The organism is Rathayibacter rubneri, from assembly GCF_023743255.1.
GTDB lineage: Bacteria > Actinomycetota > Actinomycetes > Actinomycetales > Microbacteriaceae > Rathayibacter > Rathayibacter rubneri.
Genome location: NZ_JAMRYM010000008.1, coordinates 21,523 through 40,071, shown reverse-complemented (window position 1 = coordinate 40,071; position 18,549 = coordinate 21,523). Strand labels below are relative to the sequence as shown.

Genomic DNA, 18,549 nt, shown 5'->3' with positions numbered 1-18,549 from the left:
CCTGCCGTTCCCGGCGTTCCCCCACGCGGCGTTCCGTACACTTGACGCTCGTGGTTGCCGATCAGATCCATCTCGTGCGGCACGGCGAGGTGTTCAACCCCGACCGGGTCCTCTACGGGCGACTCCCGAACTTCCGGCTCTCGGAGCTGGGCCACCGGATGGCCCGCGCGGCGGCCGACGACCTGCTCGAGCGGCGCCGTCACGTGACGACGCTCGTCGCCTCCCCGCTCCAGCGCACGCAGGAGTCGGCGCAGCCGATCTCGCAGGCGTTCGAGCTCGAGATCACCGGCGACCCGCGGGTGATCGAGCCGAGCAACCGCTTCGAGGGCAAGTCGCTCGCCGCCCGGAGCTCGGCACTGCGCAACCCGAAGCACTGGCCGTGGCTGCGCAACCCGTTCGAGCCCAGCTGGGGCGAGCCCTACCTCTCGATCTCGGCGCGGATGTACGCGGCCATCGAGTCGGCCTGGCAGAGCACCGCCGAGGGCGACGCCGTGATCGTCAGCCACCAGCTCCCGATCTGGACCGTGCACCGCGCCCTCGCGGGGGAGCGGCTCTTCCACGACCCGCGCAAGCGCCGATGCGCGCTCTCGAGCATCACCACGATCGAGCGCCGCGGCGACGGCTTCGTCGAGGTCGGGTACACCGATCCCGCCGCGGGGCTCCAGGGCCTCGCGACCGACGTGGGCGCCGTCTGATGCGCCGACGCCTGCTCTCCGCGTCCGCGCTCGCCCTCGTCGCGGCCGTCGTGCTGACCGGCTGCACCCGCGACCAGCTCGCGGAGGACTACCGCAAGGGCGACAACAAGGGCTACATCTCGGGCGACGGCACGATCACCGAGATCGCCGAGGCCGACCGCTCCGATCCGATCGTGTTCGCGGGCACCGACGAGAACGGCGAGGCGGTCGATTCGGCGGACCTCGCCGGCCGGGTCGTCGTCGTCAACTTCTGGTACGCCAGCTGCGCCCCCTGCCGGGCAGAGGCGGCCGACCTCGAGTCGGTGAACGCCGAGTACGCCGGCCAGGACGTCTCGTTCGTCGGCGTCAACGTGCGCGACCAGGCCCCCCAGGCCGCCGCCTTCGCGAAGACCTACGGCATCACCTACCCCTCGATCGTCGACGTCGACGGATCCGCGCAGCTCGCCTTCAGCGGCACCGTGCCGCCGAACGCGGTCCCCACCACGCTCGTGCTCGACCGCGAGCACCGCGTCGCCTCGCGGATCCTCGGTCAGCTGCAGGAGGCGTCGATCCTGTCGACCCTCGTCGGCGACACGCTCGCGGACGCGGAGTAGCGCCGTGGGCGAGATCGTCATCAGCGGTCAGCTGCTGCTCGCGGTGCCGATCGCGCTCCTCGCGGGGCTCGTGTCGTTCGCCTCGCCCTGCGTGCTGCCGCTCGTGCCCGGCTACCTCGCGTACGTCGGCGGGTTCACCGACGCCGACGAGCGCCGCGCCCGCGGCCGCAGCCGGGTGCTGCTGGGCGTGCTGCTCTTCGTGCTGGGCTTCTCCCTCGTCTTCGTGCTCTACGGAGCGGCGGCCGGGTCGATCGGGTTCTGGATGAGCCGCTACAGCGACGTCATCACGCGCGTCCTCGGCGTGGTCGTCATCGCGATGGGCCTCGTGTTCGTGGGTCAGTTCTCGTTCCTCCAGCGGACGCTCCGCCCGAGCATCCGCCCCGCGACCGGCCTGATCGGCGCTCCGCTGCTGGGCATCGTGTTCGGCATCGGCTGGACGCCGTGCCTGGGCCCCACGCTGAGCTCGATCCTCGCGCTGGGCCTGGGCGCCGGCTCGCCCTGGCGGGGAGCGCTGCTCGCGCTGATGTACTGCCTGGGCCTCGGCCTCCCCTTCCTCCTGGTCGCGTTCGGCTTCAGCTGGGTCACCTCGACCCTCGCGTTCGTGAAGCGCCACATCCGCGCCATCAACATCATCGGCGGCGTCGCGCTCGTGGTCATCGGACTCCTGATGGTCACCGGCGTCTGGAACGCCCTCGTCTACGGAGCCCTCGGCGAGGTGATCTATGGCTTCCAGCCCGCGATCTGAGCGCGGTGACGTCGACGAGCAGAAGCGCGCCGACGCGAATTTCCGCCCGTCCGACCACTACGACTCCGCCGCCGAGACGATCACGCAGCCCCGGCTCGGAGTCGTCGGCTGGCTGCGCTGGATGTGGCGCCAGCTCACGAGCATGCGCACGGCGCTGTTCCTCCTGCTGCTGCTGGCGATCGCCGCGGTGCCGGGCTCGCTCGTGCCGCAGCGCTCCTCCGACCCCAACGGCGTCACCCAGTACTTCGTCGACAACCCCGACCTGGCGCCTCTGCTCGATGAGGTGCAGGCCTTCGACACCTACACGTCGGCCTGGTTCTCGAGCATCTACCTGCTGCTGTTCGTCTCGCTCATCGGCTGCATCATCCCGCGCACCAAGCACCACTTCGAGGCGATGCGCTCGCGCCCGCCGAAGACGCCGGTGCGCCTGCAGCGGCTCGCGGGCTACACGGTCCGCGAGGTCGAGGGGGCGACGGCCGAGGAGGCGGTCGCCTCCGCCGACGCCGTGCTGCGCCGCGCGGGGTACCGCGTCGAGCACTACGACGACCCCCGCGGGCGCTGGAGCAGCGTGTCGGCCGAGCGCGGCTACCTCCGCGAGACCGGGAACCTCGTGTTCCACTCCGCTCTCGTCGGGATCCTGCTGGCCGTGGGCATCGGCGGCGGCTTCGGCTACAGCGGGCAGCGCGTGCTCGTCGAGGGCGGCCAGGGCTTCGCGAACAACCTCGCGGCCTACGACTCGTTCAACCCGGGGCGCTTCTTCGACAGCGGCTCGCTGGACCCGTACCAGCTGACCCTCGACGGCCTCGACGTCGAGTACGTCACGGAGCCGGGCGACGCGTTCGGGCAGCCGATCGACTTCACCGCGAACGTCACGACCACCGAGCGCGGCGGCGGGAGCGAGGAGCGGACCGTCAAGGTCAACGAGCCGCTGGCGATCGGCGGGACCAACGTCTACCTGCTCGGCAACGGCTACGCGCCGACGATCACGGTGCGCGACCCGTCCGGCACGGCGATCTTCACCGACTCCGTGCCGTTCCTCCCGACCGATGCGAACCTGACCTCCGTCGGAGTGGTGAAGGTGACGGACGGACTCGCCGAGCAGATCGGCATGACCGGCTTCTTCTACCCCACCCAGCAGGAGGGGGCGACCGGCGCCTCGTCGTCGATCTTCCCGGACCTGCAGTACCCCGTCCTCTCGCTCAACGTGTTCGCCGGGAACCTGGGCCTGGACGAGGGCGTGCCCACATCGGTCTACGTGCTCAACACCGACACGCTCACCCGCCTCACCGGCGGTGACACCGGGGTGGCGTCGCTGACGCTCAAGCCGGGCGAGACGGTCGACCTGCCGGACGGCCTGGGCACCGTGACCTTCGAGAACGCGGGAGCCGACCCGGACGTCGTCGGGACCGACAGCGTGCGCCGGTTCGCGTCGTTCGACATCCACCACGACGCCACCCAGGGCTGGGTGCTGGTCTTCGCGATCCTCGTGCTCGCGGGCCTGCTCACGTCGCTGTTCGTGCCGCGCCGACGGGTCTGGATGAAGGCGACGCCCGCCGAGGACGGTGGGCTGCGGCTCGAGTACGCGGGGCTCGCCCGCGGCGAGGATCCGCAGCTGGTGCGCGCGGTGCGCACGATCGCCGATCGGCACGCTCCGCTCGACTGAGAGCCTGCCGGGCGAGGCCGAACCTGTGCATCCGTGCAGGGGCGGTTCGAAGGAGCGTCGCCTATCCTTGTCCGGTGATCGAGACCCTCTCCCAGTACTCGGTGCTGACCCTGTCCTCGGCGATGGGCGTCTACGCCCTCGCCTTCATCTTCTTCGCGATCGACCTGGCCCGCCGGTCCTCGCTGGCGGACGGGGAGTCGCTCGGGGTCGTGCAGGAGGCCGAGCGGGTCGCCTCCGTCGCCGCCGCCGACAAGGCCGCGAGCGGCCGTGCCACCGTGGCGTCCGGAGGGGCGAGCCGTCCCACCGCGACGCTCTCGCGCCTGGGCAGCCGCGTCGAGGACGAGGTCTACAACGCCCCCGCCCGCTCGAAGACCATGCGCATCGGCTTCTCGCTGACGCTGCTGGCCTTCGTGCTGCACGCCGCCGCCGCGGTGCTGCGCGGAGTGGCGGCCGGCCGCGTGCCGTGGGCCAACATGTACGAGTTCTCGCTCACGGGCACGCTCATCATCATCGGCGTGTTCCTCGTCGTGCAGCTGCGCTGGGACCTCCGCTTCCTCGGCGCCTTCATCACCGGCCTCGTGCTGGTGCTGCTGGGCATCGCGACGGTCAACTACTACGTGGCCGTCGTGCCGCTCCCGCCGGCACTGCAGTCGTACTGGCTCGTGATCCACGTGCTCGTCGCGATCCTCGGCACCGCGTTCTTCGCCCTGGGCTTCGCGCTGTCGGTCACGCAGCTGCTGCAGGCCCGCCGCGAGGGGGCGGAGGAGAACCCGCGCTCCGTCCTGCGCTTCCTGAAGACCCTGCCCAGCGCGCTCACGCTCGAGAACCTCGCGTATCGCGTCACGATCATCGGCTTCATCCTCTGGACCTTCACGCTCATCGCCGGCGCCGTGTGGGCCGAGAAGGCGTGGGGCCGCTACTGGGGCTGGGACACCAAGGAGGTCTGGACCTTCATCATCTGGACCATCTACGCCGGCTACATCCACGCCCGGGCGACCCGCGGCTGGCGCGGCACCCCGTCGGCGTGGCTGGCGATCATCGGCTTCGCGGCCGTGATGTTCAACTTCGGCGTGGTGAACGTGTTCTTCAAGGGGCTCCACGCCTACTCGGGTTTGGACACGGGCATGTAGTCGGCGGGCGCCGGCGGGGCCGCTCGCGGCGTTGTCGTCGGGGCTCGTAGCGCCGCTACGAGCCCCTCCTCCGCCTTGCGACCGACCCCACCGGCACCCGCCGACCGCGTCGAGTGGGCGTCAGGCGTTCGAGACGATGACGTCGACGAGGTGCGGGGCGAACGGCTCGTCGAGGGCGAGCACGAAGCGCGTGCGCGAGCCCTCCGGGTGCACGTCGCGGTAGATGCCGCGGAGGTCGGGGATCGTCTGCCCCCGGCCGGGACCGGAGGTGGCGTCGACCTCGACGGGGACGCTCGGGGCGGAGGCGACTCCGACCGCGTCGAGGGCGATCGCGGCGGCCATCGGGTCGTGCATAGCGGCGGTGCGCTCGCCGAAGTGGCCGACGTAGAAGTCGAAGTAGTAGTCGAGCGCCTGCCCGATGGCCTCCGAGAGCGGATCCCCCGACTCGAGCAGGATCGCGCGGTGCTCCTGGGTCATCAGGTGCCGCATGGTGACGTCGAGCGGCACCAGGGTCAGGTCCCAGTCGGCGGCGACGACCTCCGCGGCCGCGGCGGGGTCGTGCCAGATGTTCGCCTCCGCGACGGCGGTCACGTTGCCGGGGACGAGGGCGGCCCCGCCCATCACGGTGACGGAGTGCAGCAGCCCCGGCAGCTCCGGGTGCTTGCGCAGCGCGAGGGCGATGTTCGTCAGCGGGCCGACGGCGATCAGCCGCAGCTCGCCCTCGTGCTCGCGGGCAAGGCGGAGGAGGAGATCGGCCGGGTTCTCGTCGACCGGGTCGGCGCCCTGCGGCAGCTCGACGCCGCCGATGCCGTTCTCGCCGTGCACGTGCGGGGAGCCTCCGGAGTAGGGCTCCTCGAGGAAGTCGTGGGCGCCGACGGCGACCGGGACGTCGGTGCGACCGGCGAGGGCGAGCAGACCGAGGCTGTTGACGGCCGCCTGGCGGGCGTCGGTGTTGCCGCTGACCGTGCTGATGCCGACGAGATCGGCGAGGGGGGACCGCAGCAGGTAGGCGAGGGCGAGGGAGTCGTCGATGCCGGTGTCGCAGTCGAGGAAGACGGGGACGGTGGGTGCGGTCACGGGGCTCCGATGCTCGAGGGGGAGGGGGGTCGGCCCGGGCATCGGCGACCGGGCCGCTCCATTCTCGCGCAGTGCACCACTCGGTTCACACCGTCGGGCCGGCCGCGCGCTCGTGCGCGAGCGACAGTGCCCGGACGACGTGCGGCGACCACCGCTCCAGGGACGTCCGATCGTCGGGGAGGCGGGGCACCGAGACCCACTCCCGGAGCGTCCGGCGGCCCATCACGACCGGTTGAGCGCCGCCGTCGGCGACGAGGGCGAGCGTCTCCTCCCGGGTCAGCTTCACCACCAGGTGCTCGTCACCGCCGAGGAAGCACACGATCACCCCCTGGAACCGGATCGCGGGGGCGCCGAACATCGTCGCGATGTCGACGCCGTCGATCCCGCTCGCCTCGATCAGGTCCTCGAGGAGGGCGCGCCGGTGCGCGAGGGTGCCGCCCGGTCCGGTGCTCATGCCGCGAGGGTAGCGCCGCGGCGCATCCGGGCACAGACTCGGCGGCCCGCAGCACGGAGCTCAGAGCAGCGCGTACGCCCCGCGGAGCCGGTCGCGCCACCAGGCGAGGCGCTCCGGCGACACGGCGTGCCGCACGAGCAGCTCCTCCGAGACGTCGACGCGCTCGACGGGGATCGCGCCGTCGAGGGGTCGCAGCGGCCGCTCGGTGACGTCGGCGGCGAGGAGGGAGGCGGTCCCGAGACCGCAGTCGTACGGCAGCTCGGGCAGCGCGGCGGCGAGGGCGGCGCCCATCGCGAGTCCGACCGAGCTGTCGAGAGCGCTCGAGACGACGGCCGGCAGTCCGGCCTCGGCGGTGATCGCCAGGGCGCGGTGCACGCCGCCGAGCGGCTGCGCCTTCACCACCAGCAGGTCGGCGGCTCCGGCGCGCGCGACGGCGAGCGGATCCGCGGCCTTGCGCACGCTCTCGTCGGCCGCGATCGGGATGCCCATGTACTTCACGCGCGTGCGGAGCTGCGCGAGCTCGTCGACGCTCGCGCACGGCTGCTCGACGTACTCGAGGTCGTACTCGGCGAGGGCGTGCACCGCGTGCTCGGCCTCGTCGACGTTCCAGCCGCCGTTGGCGTCGACCCGGACGCGCCCCTCGGGACCGAGGACCCGGCGCACCTCGGCGACGCGCGCGACGTCGTCGGCGAGGGTCTGCCCGCGCTCGGCGACCTTCACCTTGGCCGTGCGGCAGCCGTGGTAGCTCGCGAGGACCGCCGCGACCTCGTCCACGCGGACGGCCGGCACGGTCGCGTTCACCGGGATGCGGTCGCGCAGCGGCGCCGGCAGCGGGGTCCACCCGTAGTCGAGCGCGGCGCGGAGCCAGGCGGCCGACTCCTCGGCGCCGTACTCGAGGAACGGCGAGAACTCGGTCCACCCCTCCGGTCCGCGCACCAGCGCGATCTCGCGGTGGTCGACCCCCCGGAACCGCGTCAGCAGGGGCAGAGCGACGACGCGGAGTCCCGCATCGACCTCGTCGAGGGTGGGGAGGGCACGGGTGGGCACGACGTCGTCCATGCCGCCATCATCCTCCGCACCGGCTGCGCGGTCGCCCGGACGCCCCGCTCCCGGCCTTCGTGCAGTGCGTGCAAGACTGGCGCGCAGCCGCTCGACCCCGGAGGAACGCGATGAGCCAGGTCCCGATGAGCCCGCCGCCGGTCGCTCCGTCCGCGCCGGGGCGCACCCCGCTCGGTGCGGGTGCGTGGGTCGCGATCGCGATCAGCGGTGTCGTCGGGCTCGTCTACACCGGCGTGCTCGCCACGCTCCTGGCGGTCGGCGTCGGCCTCGCGGTCGACGCCGCGGAGCCGGCGGCGACGGGCGTCCCCGCGCCCGGGGGCTCCGAGGAGCCGTTCGGGGAGGGCGACCCGTTCAGCGACGACGACTCCGGCGACCCGACCGACCCCCTCTACGGCTACCCCGGCTACGAGGAGGGCGACGCCTCCTTCGTCCTCGACCAGCCCTCCGCCGAGGAGGCGGTCGCGCTCTCGGAGCAGGCCGTCGCCGCGGTCGAGGCGGCCGTCCTGGGCGGGTGGGACTCGGCGGAGGACGAGTACTACGAGCGCTCCGAGAACGCCTACGGCGGCCCCTCCCTGCTCGTCGACTACCTCTCGGCGACCGGCTACGCCGAGGCCGATCTCTCGACCGACGCGGACAAGCAGGCCGTGGTCGATCGTTTCACGGCCGCGCTCGCCCCCCTCGGCTTCGACTCGATCGACATCGCGGACGCGCCGTCGGAGTGGTCGGAGGTCGGCTACACCCTCTCCGGCGAGCTGAGCGACGAGGAGGCGCGGGCGGCGCTCTGGGTCGTCACGGCTTCCTCCACCGACCGGGTCGTGCCGGCGGTCGAGCTGGGGCTCGTCGACCTCGACTCCGACCCGAGCGGCGAGGTCGAGGCGATGCTGGACGACGTCGGCCTGAGCCCGTCGCCGAGCGGCGCGTTCCTGGCCGGCTACGCGAGCGGAGTGCTCGAGTCGGCCGACCGCGCCGAGTTCACCGCTCGGATGGAGGAGTTCGGCGGCATCGCGACCGCCTGACGACGTCGCGCTATCCGCATCCGCCCGCCCCCGCAAGCCCAGGTCCGCCGCAGGCGTCCCGCCTAGCGTGAGGGCATGGCGGAACCCCGAGCGACCAGACCCCTGCGCGACTACGCGGCGATCGGCGACGGGAGGACGGTCGCCCTGATCGCGCGGGACGGCAGCGTCGACTGGATGCCGGTTCCCGACCTCGGCTCGACCCCCGCGTTCGCCGCGCTGATCGACCCGGAGTCCGGCGGCTGCGTCGAGCTGCGACCCGAGGAGCCCGCCGAGGTCGCGCGCCGGTACCTGCAGGACACCAACGTCCTCGAGACCACGTTCACCACCGAGTCCGGATCCGTCAGGGTCACCGACGCGCTCGTCACCGGCATCGCGGGCCGCCTGCCGTGGGCCGAGCTGGCCCGGCGCGTCGACGGTGTCCAGGGCGAGGTGCGGATGCGCTGGGCCGTCCGACCGGGCACCGGCCTCGGCACGGTCTCGCCGTGGATCCAGAACGCCGACGGCCGCTCGCTCATCCGCGCCGGCGACATCACCATCGGCATCACCGGGCAGGAGCACGGGCCCGACGGCGACGACGCCCCCTCCGGAGCCGGGGACGAGCTGACCGGGGCCTTCACCGTCACGGGCGGGAAGAAGCCCTCGCGCCACGTCCTCGTGGTCTCGGCCACGCACGACGAGCCGCTGCACTTCCCCGACGCGCACAACGTCGATCGCGGCATCGACCGCACGATCCGGAGCTGGCTCTCCTGGTCCGAGGAGTTCTCGTACGACGGCCCGTGGGCCGACGCCGTGCAGCGCAGCGCGCTCGCACTCAAGCTGCTGATCTACTCGCCCACCGGCGCGATCGCGGCGGCCGCCACCACGTCGCTCCCCGAGTCGCCCAACGGCGGCAAGAACTGGGACTACCGCTTCGCGTGGGTCCGCGACGCCGCCTACACGGCGCACGCGCTCGTGCGCTTCGGTCTGCGCGAGGAGACGCACGCGGCCCTGTCGTGGCTCCTGCGCACCATCAAGGAGCACGGCCCGGACCTGCACATCTTCTACGGTCTCGACGGCTCGCTGCCCTCCGGGGTGACGGAGTACGACGTGCCCGGCTGGGCGGGCATCGGTCCGGTCGTCTCGGGCAACGGAGCGCAGAACCAGCTGCAGCTCGGCGTCTTCGGCGATCTCTTCGACATCTGCCGCATCTACGTCGACTCGGGGAACGTGCTCGACATCCAGACCGGCCGGCTGCTCTCGCGTGTCGCCGACACCACGTGCGACCTCTGGCGCAACCGCGACGCCGGCATGTGGGAGCTGAAGGAGGAGCAGCACTACTCGTCCTCGAAGATGGGCTGCTGGCAGGCGCTGGACGCCGCCGTGCACCTCGCCGAGGTCGGGCAGATCCCCGGCAGCCCGGACCGGTGGCGGTTCGAGCGCGACCGCCTCCGCGAGTGGATCGAGGAGCACTGCTGGTCCGAGGAGCTGGGCTCCTACGTGATGTACCCCGGTTCGTCCGAGCTCGACGCCTCGGTGCTGCTGCACGCCCCGAGCGGGTACGAGCGCGGCGAGCGGATGATCTCGACGATCGACGCCCTGGTGGGCGAGCTCGGCCGCGGCGCCCTGATGTTCCGCTACTCCGGCATGGAGGGGGAGGAGCACCCCTTCGTCGCCTGCTCGTTCTGGCTCGCCTCCGCGCTGGCCTGCGTCGGCCGGCACGACGAGGCGATCGCGCTGATGGACGAGCTGGTCGCGACGATGCCCAACGACGTCGGACTGATGTCCGAGATGGTCGCCACCGACGACCTGGCCTTCTGGGGCAACCTGCCGCAGGGCCTCAGCCACCTGGCGCTCGTCAACGCGGCGATCACCATCGAGGAGCTCGCACCCGAGAAGGTCGGGTCGAGGAAGCCCGGGTCGAGGAAGCCCGGGAGCGGCAAGAGGAGGAGTTCATGAGCGAGCTGAGTGCGCGTCTGTTCCGCGACACCCGGGCGATCCTGGTCGAGAGCCCGTTCTGGTTCGACGGCCGGCTGCTGTGGTGCGACATCTCGACCGGGACGATCCATGAGAGCGCTCCCGACGGCGCGGTCGACGGCTCCGACGACCTGGTCGTGCCCGTCGAGGCGCCGCTGGGATCCTTCCAGCCGGTCCGCGGGGGCGGCTTCGTCGCCGCCCTGGGCGACCGGATCGTGCTGCTCGACGACGCGTTCGCGATCGAGCGCGAGCTCGCGCCGATCGAGCACGTGCACGCCGGCCTCCGGATGAACGAGGGCAAGTGCGACCCCTCCGGTCGGTTCGTCGCGGGATCGATGAACCTCACCACCGAGGAGCCGGACGGCGCTCTCTACCGCGTGGACGCCTCCGGGCGCCTCGAGACGCTGCTGGGCGGCTTCGCCGTCGCGAACGGCTTCGAGTGGTCCGACGACGGAGCGACCTTCTACTTCACCGACACGGGCGTCTCGACCGTCTTCCGCTGCTCCTACGGCGACGAGCTCGGCGAACCGGAGCCGTTCCTGGTCGGCCGGTCGTTCGACGGCCTCGCCCTCGACGTCGACGGCTGCTTCTGGACGGGCGCGAACGGCGAGAGCGCCGTGCTGCGGTGGAGCCCCGAGGGCGAGCTGCTCGACGAGATCGCGATCCCCGCGCCCAACGTCACCGGTCTCGGCTTCGGCGGACCGGACCTGTCGACGCTGTTCGTCGGCACCGCCCGCGAGAAGCTCGAGGAGCAGCAGCTCGTCGACGCCCCGCTCTCGGGCGGGATCTTCGCGATCGACACCCCCACGCGCGGTAGACCGGTGGAGGTGTTCGGCGCAAGTCGTTGAGCGCCCGGGGCAGGGGAGCGTAGACCGGAGTCATGGATCTAGGAATCACCGGACGCACCGCCCTCGTCACCGGAGCGGACTCGGGCATCGGGCTCGCCACCGCGACACTCCTGCTCGCGGAGGGCGCGACCGTCGTCGTGTCGGACCGCGATCAGGAGAAGCTCGACGCGGCGGCCGCAGGGCTCAACGCACCCGAGGGGCGCCTGCACGCCTTCGCCGCCGACGTCACGAGCATCGAGGAGCTCGCCGCCCTGCACGCGAGGGTCGCCGAGGCGGTCGGCGAGATCGACATCCTCGTGCAGAGCGCGGGCGTCACCGGCGCCCAGGGCCTCTTCCACGAGATCGACGACGAGGGCTGGACCAGCACGCTCGAGACCGACCTGCTGGGTCCCGTGCGGCTCGTGCGCGAGTTCCTCCCGGATCTGCGCAGCGGCGGCTGGGGACGCCTCGTGCTCGTCGCCTCCGAGGACGCGGTGCAGCCCTACGACGACGAGCTGCCGTACTGCGCCGCCAAGGCGGGGGTGCTCGCCCTGGCGAAGGGCCTCTCGCGCTCGTACGCGCTCGAGGGCCTGCTCGTGAACGCGGTCTCGCCCGCGTTCATCCGGAGCCCCATGACCGACGCGATGATGCAGAAGCGCGCCGACCAGCGGGGCACGTCGACCGAGGAGGCGATCACGTCGTTCCTCGACGAGGAGCGCCCGTACATGGAGCTCAAGCGCCGCGGCGAGACCGACGAGGTCGCCGCCGTGATCGCGTTCCTCTGCTCCGACCGCGCCTCGTTCGTGAACGGGTCGAACTACCGCGTCGACTCCGGCTCGGTCGCCACGATCTGAGCGCCGCCCGCGCGCCCGGAGTCAACCCCCCTTCGCTCCCGGCCGCCGTCCGGGCGGCATCCAGCCGCAGCAGTCACACTCGGTGGAGGGGATCACCCCGACACCGTCAAGAGAAAGGAATGGTCCATGACCACCACCCTCGAACGCCACGTCGAAGCCCCCGCCGGCTCCGGAGCCAAGACCAGCCGTCGTCAGAACGCCGAGAAGGGCTTCAAGGCCTCGAAGGAGCTGCTCGACAGTCTCCAGATCGTCCTCGTCGACCTGATCGAGCTCCACGTGCAGGGCAAGCAGGCGCACTGGAACGTCGTCGGCAAGAACTTCCGCGACCTGCACCTGCAGCTCGACGAGATCATCGAGGCCGCGCGCGAGTTCAGCGACGACATCGCCGAGCGCATGCGCGCCCTCCACGGGATCCCGGACGGCCGCAGCGACACCGTCGCGGCGACCACCACGCTGCCCGAGTACCCGCACGGCGAGATCGACACCGCCGAGACGGTGGACCTCGTCACCATCCGCCTCGAGAACACCGCCGCCACCATGCGCGAGGTGCACGACCAGGTGGACGAGGAGGACCCGACCAGCGCGGACCTCCTGCACGCGATCATCCAGAGCCTCGAGCAGTTCGCCTGGATGGTGTCGGCCGAGAACCGCCGCACCTCCACCGCGAAGTAGCACGCCGCAGCACCGACGACAGAGGGACCCCGCGCCGCGCGGGGTCCCTCTTCGCGTGCCGGGGGCTCGCGGGTCTCGATACGCCCCTGCGGGGCTGCTCGACCAGCAGAGGGCGGCGGTCCTCCCTGCTGATCGAGTAGCGCGCGGAGAGCGCGTATCGAGATCCCCGTCCTCCGGGCCCGGGCGTCCGCTCGGCTCGCGACAGTAGGGTCGAGGGCATGAGCACGCAGGTTTCCGAGCTGTTCGACGCGAGCCGGTGGGAGCCGGTGCGCGGCTTCGACGCTCTCGAGGACATCACCTACCACCACGACCGCACCGGGCGCATCGCCCGGGTCGCCTTCGACCGGCCGGAGGTGCGCAACGCGTTCCGCCCGCGCACCGTCGACGAGCTCTACACCGCGCTCGAGGACGCCCGGACGAACCCGCGCATCGGCGTCGTGATCCTCACCGGCAACGGCCCGAGCCCGAAGGACGGCGGCTGGGCGTTCTGCTCCGGCGGCGACCAGCGGATCCGCGGGCGCGACGGCTACCGCTACTCCGACGGCGAGACGGCCGACGGGATCGACGCGGCCCGGTCGGGCCGCCTGCACATCCTCGAGGTCCAGCGCCTCATCCGCTTCATGCCGAAGGTCGTCCTCGCGGCGGTGCCCGGCTGGGCGGCGGGCGGCGGGCACTCCCTGCACGTGGTCTGCGACCTCACCATCGCCTCGGCCGAGCACGGCCGGTTCAAGCAGACGGACGCCGATGTCGGCTCGTTCGACGCCGGCTACGGGTCGGCGTACTTCGCCCGCCAGATCGGGCAGAAGGCGGCCCGCGAGGTCTTCTTCCTCGCCCGCGAGTACTCGGCGCAGCGCGCCTACGAGATGGGCGCCGTGAACGCGGTCGTGCCGCACGCCGAGCTCGAGTCGACGGCGCTGGAGTGGGCCGAGACGATCCTGACCAAGTCGCCCACCGCCATCCGCATGCTCAAGTACGCGTTCAACGCCGTCGACGACGGGCTCGTCGGCCAGCAGCTCTTCGCCGGCGAGACGACGCGGCTCGCCTACGGCACCGACGAGGCCGTCGAGGGGCGCGACTCGTTCCTCGAGAAGCGCGAGCCCGACTGGTCGCCGTTCCCGTGGCAGTACTGAGCGCATGACGCGCGAGCTGATCGCGGTCGACGCCGCTGCGGAGCGGGTGCTGATCGCCCTGCGCGCGGCGCTCGACGGCAGCGGCCCTGCCGTGCGGGTGGGCGCACCCGGAGCGTCGATCGCGGCCGCCGGGGAGGTGCCGCAGCGCGTCGCGGTCGTCGTCGAGACCTCGGGCTCCTCCGGCCCGCCCAAGCGCGTCGCCCTCGCGACCGGGGCGCTGCTGACCAGCGCCGCCGCCGCCCTCGCCGAGCTCGGCGGACCGGGCCGCTGGCTGCTGTGCCTGCCCACGCACTACATCGCGGGGGTGCAGGTGCTCGTGCGCTCGATCACCGCCGACGCCGACCCGGTCGTGCTCCCCGAGGGCCACTTCGATCCGCTCGCGTTCCTCGCCCTCGCCCGCACGATGCCCGCGGGGGAGCGCCGCTACTCCTCCCTCGTGCCCGTGCAGCTCGCCCGGCTGCTCGACGCCGCGGAGGCGGACCCGGCCGAGGCCGCGACGCTCCGCTCGTTCGATGCGCTGCTGATCGGCGGACAGGCCGCACCGCGGTCGCTGTGCGACCGGGCCGCGGCGCTCGGAGTGCGGGTGCGCCTCACCTACGGCTCGAGCGAGACGGCGGGCGGCTGCGTCTACGACGGAGCGCCGCTGCGCGACGTCCGGGCCCGGATCGACGACGGCCAGGTGCTGCTGGGCGGGCCGACCCTCGCCGAGGGGTACCTCGACGCCGACGGCGGGGTCGACCTCGACCGCACGGCCGCCGCGTTCGTCAGCCTCGCGGGGGAGCGCTGGTACCGGACCGGCGACGCGGGCGAGCTGGTCGACGGGCGGCTCCGGGTGACCGGCCGCCTGGACCGGGTGATCGTCTCGGGTGGGGAGAAGGTCTCGCTCGACGCGGTCGAGAAGGTGCTGCGCGACGGTGCCGTCCCCGATGCGGTCGTCGTGCGCCGGGCCGACGAGGAGTGGGGCGAGGTGCCCGTGCTGGTGACGACGTCCGGGGCGGCCCTCGCTGAGGTCAGATCCGCGGTGCAGGAGGTGCTCGGCCGCGCCGCCCGGCCCGCCGCGGTGCTGCGCGTGGAGGCCGTGCCGCTGCTCGTCTCCGGCAAGCCGGACCGCCGTGCGCTGGAGGGCCTCGCCGCGACCGCCGACTGAGGCGTCTGGGTAGGATTCCCTCCGTGTCGAGTACGAGTCGCAAGAAGAAGCCGCAGGCGAAGCCCCGGAGCGGCCGTCCCGGCGGCAACCCGCAGAAGGTGCAGGTCGCCCCGGCCGGAGCGCGCGAATGGATCGCGGGAGCCCGCCTGCGCACGCTCCCGCTCGCGATCGCTCCCGTGCTGATCGGCACCGGAGCGACCCAGGTCACGGACGAGGGCTGGCACTGGGTCCGCGCCCTGCTCTGCCTCGCGGTCTCGCTCGCGCTCCAGATCGGCGTCAACTACGCCAACGACTACTCCGACGGCGTGCGCGGCACGGACGCGAACCGCGTCGGCCCCTCGCGCCTCACCGGCTCCGGAGCGGCGAAGCCGAAGCAGGTGCTCACCGTCGCCCTGGTCTTCTTCGGCCTGGCCGCGGTCGCCGGTCTCGTGCTCACCGTGCTGTCCGGCCACTGGTGGTTCCTGCTCGTGGGCGCCGCCGCCATCGCCGCGGGCTGGTTCTACACGGGCGGCCGCCGCCCCTACGGATACCTCGGCCTCGGCGACGTCTTCGTCTTCGTGTTCTTCGGCCTCGTCGCCACCGTCGGCACCACCTTCGTGCAGATCGGCCGCACCAATCAGGAGTCGTGGCTCGGCGCGGTCGCCGCCGGCCTCTTCGCCTGCGCGGTGCTGATGGTCAACAACATCCGCGACATCCCGACCGACCGGGCGTCCGGCAAGCGGACCCTCGCCGTGATCGTCGGCCCGACCGTCGCCCGCGCGCTGTACAGCGCGTTCGTGCTGGTGCCGTTCGGCATCTCGGTGATCCTGGCGCTGTTCTACCCGCTCGCCTGGCTCACGCTGTTCGTGCTGCTGGCGATCCTGCCGGCGATCCTCATCACGCTCACCGCGCGCACGGCGAAGGAGCTGATCCTGGCGCTGCAGCTGACGAGCCTGGGCGGGCTGGCGTACGCGGCGATCCTCGGGGCGGCGCTCGCGTTCTGAGGCGCGGTAGCGCTCTAGCGCTCCTCGCGCGAGCGGTCGACCGCGGCGTCCTCGATGTCGTCGTCGGTGGGCGCGCGGGGCACGTCCTTGCGGCGCTCGTAGATCGCCTCGGCGATGGCCTCGCGGGGCCTGCGGAGCACGATGTAGGAGAGCGACATGCTGGCGATCGCCGCGACGACGCCCGCGGTGACCGCTGCGGTCAGCTCGGAGTCGACGAAGTTGCGGGCGGGCAGGTACACCAGGACGAAGACAGCGGCGAACATCGCCAGACGCAGGAGCGAGTAGACGACGACGGCGCGGCTGAGTTTCACCGGGACAGTGTACGTCGGCCCCTGCACGCGCTTCCGTGAGCACCCCGGGAGCCTCCTGTCCAGCCTCCGAGCGCCCGGTCCGCGAACAGCAGGCGGACGTAGACTGAACTCTGTGATCCGCCTCGTTATCGGCCTGCTCGTGGCCCTCGCCGTCTTCACGGTCTACACCGTGATCGATGTCGCGATGAGCAACCGCCACGCGGTGCGCGCGATCCCCAAGTGGTCCTGGGTCCTCGTGGTCCTCCTCCTGCCGGTGATCGGCGCGGGGCTGTGGTTCTGGATCGGCCGTCCCCGCAAGCAGCGAGCGAACGGACGCCGATTCACGGCTCCGGACGACGACCCCGACTTCCTCGGCACGATCCGCCAGGAGCGCGATCCCGAGAAGGAGCGCGAGCAGGCCGAGCGCATCGCCCAGCTCGAGCGCGACCTCGCCGATCTGGACGACCCCGACAAGTCCGACGGCCCCGGCCGACGGGATGCCTGAGCACCCTCCGGTCGCGCCCTCCACCCGTTCCGCGGTCGACCTCCTCGCCCGCTTCGTCGCGCTCGGCGTCCGCGACGTCGTCGTCTCTCCGGGATCGCGGTCGCAGGCGCTGGCGCTCGTCGCCGCCGAGCTCGAGACGCGCGGCGCGATCCGCCTGCACGTGCGCGTCGACGAGCGCTCGGCCGGCTTCCTCGCCCTGGGTCTCGCCCTGGAGTCCGGACTGCCGGCGCTGGTGATCACCACCTCCGGGACCGCGACCGCCAACCTGCACCCCGCCGTCCTCGAGGCCGACGCCTCGGACGTGCCGCTTATCGTGCTCACCGCCGATCGTCCGGACGAGCTGCGCGGCATCCGCTCCAACCAGACGACGGAGCAGCGCGAGCTCTACGGCCGCGCCGTGCGGCTGTTCGAGGACGTCGCCGCGCCCGGACCCGAGACGCCGCCGGAGGAGGCCGCCGCGCTCGCCGACCGGGCGATGGCCGCGGCGCTGCACCCCGGCGGCCCGGTGCACCTGAATCTGGCGTTCCGCGACCCGCTCTCCTCGCGCTTGCCGGCGTTCGAGGTCCCCGCGGCCGAGCCGCTCCCCGTGCGCGGCCCCGCCGAGGAGGTCGAGCGCGTCGTCGCCGGGCCGGACGAGCCCTTGACGGTCGTCATCGCCGGGGACAAGGCGGGGGACGTCGCCGAGGCGACCGCCCGCGCGGGCGACTGGCCCCTGCTGGCCGAGGTCTCCTCCGGGGCGCGCTTCGGGCCGCAGCTGGTGGTCGCCTGGCGGCGACTGCTGGGCGACCCGGACTTCGGCGGGCGGGTGCGGCGCGCGATCGTCTTCGGTCATCCGACGCTCTCGCGGGAGGTGCCGGAGCTGCTGCGCCGCGAGGACGTCGAGGTGATCGTCGTCGACCGGGGCCGTCCCCAGTTCTACAACCCCGGCCGACGTGCGCGGCGGGTCGCGGGAGTGGAGGTGGTGCGCCCCTCCGACGCGCCGCGTCCCGATCGCGCCGAGCGTGCGTGGGCCGGCTCATGGGTGTTCCGCAGCCGCGCGCTCGTGGAGGATCCCGACGCGCTGCCCGAGGCCCCCGACGGCGGCACCATGTCGCTGGAGGACCGCCGCAGCTTCGCGCGCAACGCCCTCGCCGCCGTGCGCGCGCCCCTCACCCGGGACTTCGTCGTGTCGGCCGTCTGGCGCGTGACCTGGCCGCACGACCGCCTGCTCTTCGGGGCGTCGCGCCTCATCCGCGTGGCCGACGGCGTGCTGCCGGGCAAGAAGGTCACGGTGCACTCCAACCGCGGTCTCGCCGGCATCGACGGCACCGTCTCGACGGCGCTCGGCATCGCCGTGGCGTCGCAGTCGGCCGAGCGCGGCGCGGCGGGAGTGACGCGCGTGATCCTCGGCGACCTCACGCTGCTGCACGAGGCGGGCGGGCTGATGCTCGCTCCCGGCGAGCGGCGGCCGCGGGTGCAGCTCGTCGTCGTGAACGACGGAGGAGGCACGATCTTCGACGGCCTCGAGGTCGCGTCGAGCTCGGCGCCGGACGCCTTCGACCGCGTGCAGTTCACTCCGCAGTCGGTGGACCTGGAGTCGCTGGCACGGGCGTACGGGTGGGCGTACTCTCGGGTGTCGACCCGTGGGGAGCTGGAGCAGGCGCTGACGGCGCCGGGTGACGGGCCGGGGATCGTGGAGATCCCGCTGGGGCGCTGAGGGCCGAGTGGGGAGGGGCGTTCCTCCACCGGCAGGTGTGAGCTGTTTCCTCCCCCGATC

At 72.6% G+C, this 18,549-nt stretch carries 18 protein-coding genes and 2 pseudogenes; 15 read left to right on the top strand and 5 right to left on the bottom strand.

The window, feature by feature from the left end; genetic code table 11:
- The first annotated feature begins 50 nt into the window (after positions 1 to 50).
- The 5 genes from NB037_RS04125 to ccsB all read left to right on the top strand — a co-directional run bounded on the left by NB037_RS04125 (position 51) and on the right by ccsB (position 4,826).
- Positions 51 to 695 carry a histidine phosphatase family protein gene (locus NB037_RS04125; RefSeq protein ID WP_251943971.1) on the top strand — a complete coding sequence of 215 codons (645 nt, stop codon included), beginning with the start codon at positions 51 to 53 and terminating at the stop codon, positions 693 to 695.
- Positions 695 to 1,288: a TlpA disulfide reductase family protein gene (locus NB037_RS04120; protein ID WP_251943968.1), complete on the top strand. Its 594-nt coding sequence runs from the start codon at positions 695 to 697 to the stop codon at positions 1,286 to 1,288. The genes NB037_RS04125 and NB037_RS04120 overlap by 1 nt, the downstream gene beginning before the upstream one ends.
- A 4-nt stretch (positions 1,289 to 1,292) precedes the next feature.
- A complete protein-coding gene (locus NB037_RS04115; RefSeq protein ID WP_055790466.1) occupies positions 1,293 to 2,033 on the top strand; it encodes a cytochrome c biogenesis CcdA family protein in 741 nt (246 codons plus the stop codon).
- Positions 2,011 to 3,696 (top strand): cytochrome c biogenesis protein ResB, encoded by a 1,686-nt coding sequence (gene resB / locus NB037_RS04110; RefSeq protein ID WP_251943966.1) that lies wholly within the window; start codon positions 2,011 to 2,013, stop codon positions 3,694 to 3,696. Before NB037_RS04115 ends, resB begins: the two co-directional genes overlap by 23 nt.
- Before the next feature lie 74 nt (positions 3,697 to 3,770).
- Entirely contained in the window at positions 3,771 to 4,826 is a 1,056-nt protein-coding gene (gene ccsB, locus NB037_RS04105) for a c-type cytochrome biogenesis protein CcsB (RefSeq protein WP_251943963.1), read from the top strand.
- A gap of 120 nt (positions 4,827 to 4,946) precedes the next feature.
- Here the strand turns inward: ccsB and NB037_RS04100 are convergent, their stop codons facing one another.
- The 3 genes from NB037_RS04100 to NB037_RS04090 form a co-directional block, all read right to left on the bottom strand.
- On the bottom strand, positions 4,947 to 5,903 hold the full coding sequence (locus NB037_RS04100) for a nucleoside hydrolase (RefSeq protein ID WP_251943960.1): 957 nt from the start codon (positions 5,901 to 5,903) through the stop codon (positions 4,947 to 4,949).
- A gap of 85 nt (positions 5,904 to 5,988) precedes the next feature.
- Positions 5,989 to 6,357, bottom strand: a complete 369-nt coding sequence (locus NB037_RS04095; RefSeq protein ID WP_251943957.1) for a hypothetical protein — start codon at positions 6,355 to 6,357, stop codon at positions 5,989 to 5,991.
- 60 nt (positions 6,358 to 6,417) lie between these two features.
- Positions 6,418 to 7,416, bottom strand: a complete 999-nt coding sequence (locus tag NB037_RS04090; protein ID WP_251943954.1) for an o-succinylbenzoate synthase — start codon at positions 7,414 to 7,416, stop codon at positions 6,418 to 6,420.
- Between the two features lie 110 nt (positions 7,417 to 7,526).
- On the opposite strand from NB037_RS04090, the gene NB037_RS04085 reads away from it, so the two are divergent.
- Together NB037_RS04085 and NB037_RS04080 are read left to right on the top strand one after the other, a co-directional pair.
- Positions 7,527 to 8,432, top strand: coding sequence for a hypothetical protein (locus NB037_RS04085; RefSeq protein WP_251943952.1), 906 nt, complete (start codon positions 7,527 to 7,529; stop codon positions 8,430 to 8,432).
- A gap of 75 nt (positions 8,433 to 8,507) precedes the next feature.
- Positions 8,508 to 10,262 (top strand): annotated as a pseudogene (locus tag NB037_RS04080) (glycoside hydrolase family 15 protein); the annotation flags it as partial.
- On the opposite strand, the pseudogene NB037_RS19990 reads toward NB037_RS04080, so the two are convergent.
- Positions 10,145 to 10,477 (bottom strand): annotated as a pseudogene (locus NB037_RS19990) (hypothetical protein); the annotation flags it as partial. The pseudogenes NB037_RS04080 and NB037_RS19990 overlap by 118 nt on opposite strands.
- Here NB037_RS19990 and NB037_RS04075 point away from each other — a divergent pair.
- The 6 genes from NB037_RS04075 (at position 10,364) to NB037_RS04050 (ending at position 15,998) form a co-directional block, all read left to right on the top strand.
- The gene (locus NB037_RS04075) at positions 10,364 to 11,233 is read left to right on the top strand and encodes an SMP-30/gluconolactonase/LRE family protein (protein ID WP_251943946.1); all 870 of its coding nucleotides are present in this window, start codon (positions 10,364 to 10,366) and stop codon (positions 11,231 to 11,233) included. The pseudogene NB037_RS19990 and the gene NB037_RS04075 sit on opposite strands and share 114 nt — an antisense overlap.
- Positions 11,234 to 11,265: 32 nt before the next feature.
- Entirely contained in the window at positions 11,266 to 12,066 is an 801-nt protein-coding gene (locus tag NB037_RS04070) for an SDR family NAD(P)-dependent oxidoreductase (protein ID WP_251943943.1), read from the top strand.
- 126 nt (positions 12,067 to 12,192) lie between these two features.
- Positions 12,193 to 12,738: a Dps family protein gene (locus tag NB037_RS04065; protein ID WP_055790487.1), complete on the top strand. Its 546-nt coding sequence runs from the start codon at positions 12,193 to 12,195 to the stop codon at positions 12,736 to 12,738.
- A 218-nt stretch (positions 12,739 to 12,956) separates the two neighbouring features.
- A complete protein-coding gene (locus NB037_RS04060) occupies positions 12,957 to 13,868 on the top strand; it encodes a 1,4-dihydroxy-2-naphthoyl-CoA synthase (protein ID WP_251943940.1) in 912 nt (303 codons plus the stop codon).
- 4 nt (positions 13,869 to 13,872) lie between these two features.
- On the top strand, positions 13,873 to 15,015 hold the full coding sequence (locus tag NB037_RS04055; protein WP_251943938.1) for an AMP-binding protein: 1,143 nt from the start codon (positions 13,873 to 13,875) through the stop codon (positions 15,013 to 15,015).
- A gap of 23 nt (positions 15,016 to 15,038) precedes the next feature.
- Positions 15,039 to 15,998 (top strand): 1,4-dihydroxy-2-naphthoate polyprenyltransferase, encoded by a 960-nt coding sequence (locus tag NB037_RS04050; protein WP_251943935.1) that lies wholly within the window; start codon positions 15,039 to 15,041, stop codon positions 15,996 to 15,998.
- A gap of 14 nt (positions 15,999 to 16,012) precedes the next feature.
- On the opposite strand, the gene NB037_RS04045 is transcribed toward NB037_RS04050, so the two are convergent.
- A complete protein-coding gene (locus NB037_RS04045) occupies positions 16,013 to 16,309 on the bottom strand; it encodes a DUF4229 domain-containing protein (protein WP_207405442.1) in 297 nt (98 codons plus the stop codon).
- 112 nt (positions 16,310 to 16,421) lie between these two features.
- On the opposite strand from NB037_RS04045, the gene NB037_RS04040 reads away from it, so the two are divergent.
- Positions 16,422 to 16,793 (top strand): PLDc N-terminal domain-containing protein, encoded by a 372-nt coding sequence (locus NB037_RS04040; RefSeq protein WP_251943933.1) that lies wholly within the window; start codon positions 16,422 to 16,424, stop codon positions 16,791 to 16,793.
- The gene (gene menD / locus NB037_RS04035) at positions 16,786 to 18,489 is read left to right on the top strand and encodes a 2-succinyl-5-enolpyruvyl-6-hydroxy-3-cyclohexene-1-carboxylic-acid synthase (protein WP_251943930.1); all 1,704 of its coding nucleotides are present in this window, start codon (positions 16,786 to 16,788) and stop codon (positions 18,487 to 18,489) included. The genes NB037_RS04040 and menD overlap by 8 nt, the downstream gene beginning before the upstream one ends.
- Positions 18,490 to 18,549: the final 60 nt, after the last annotated feature.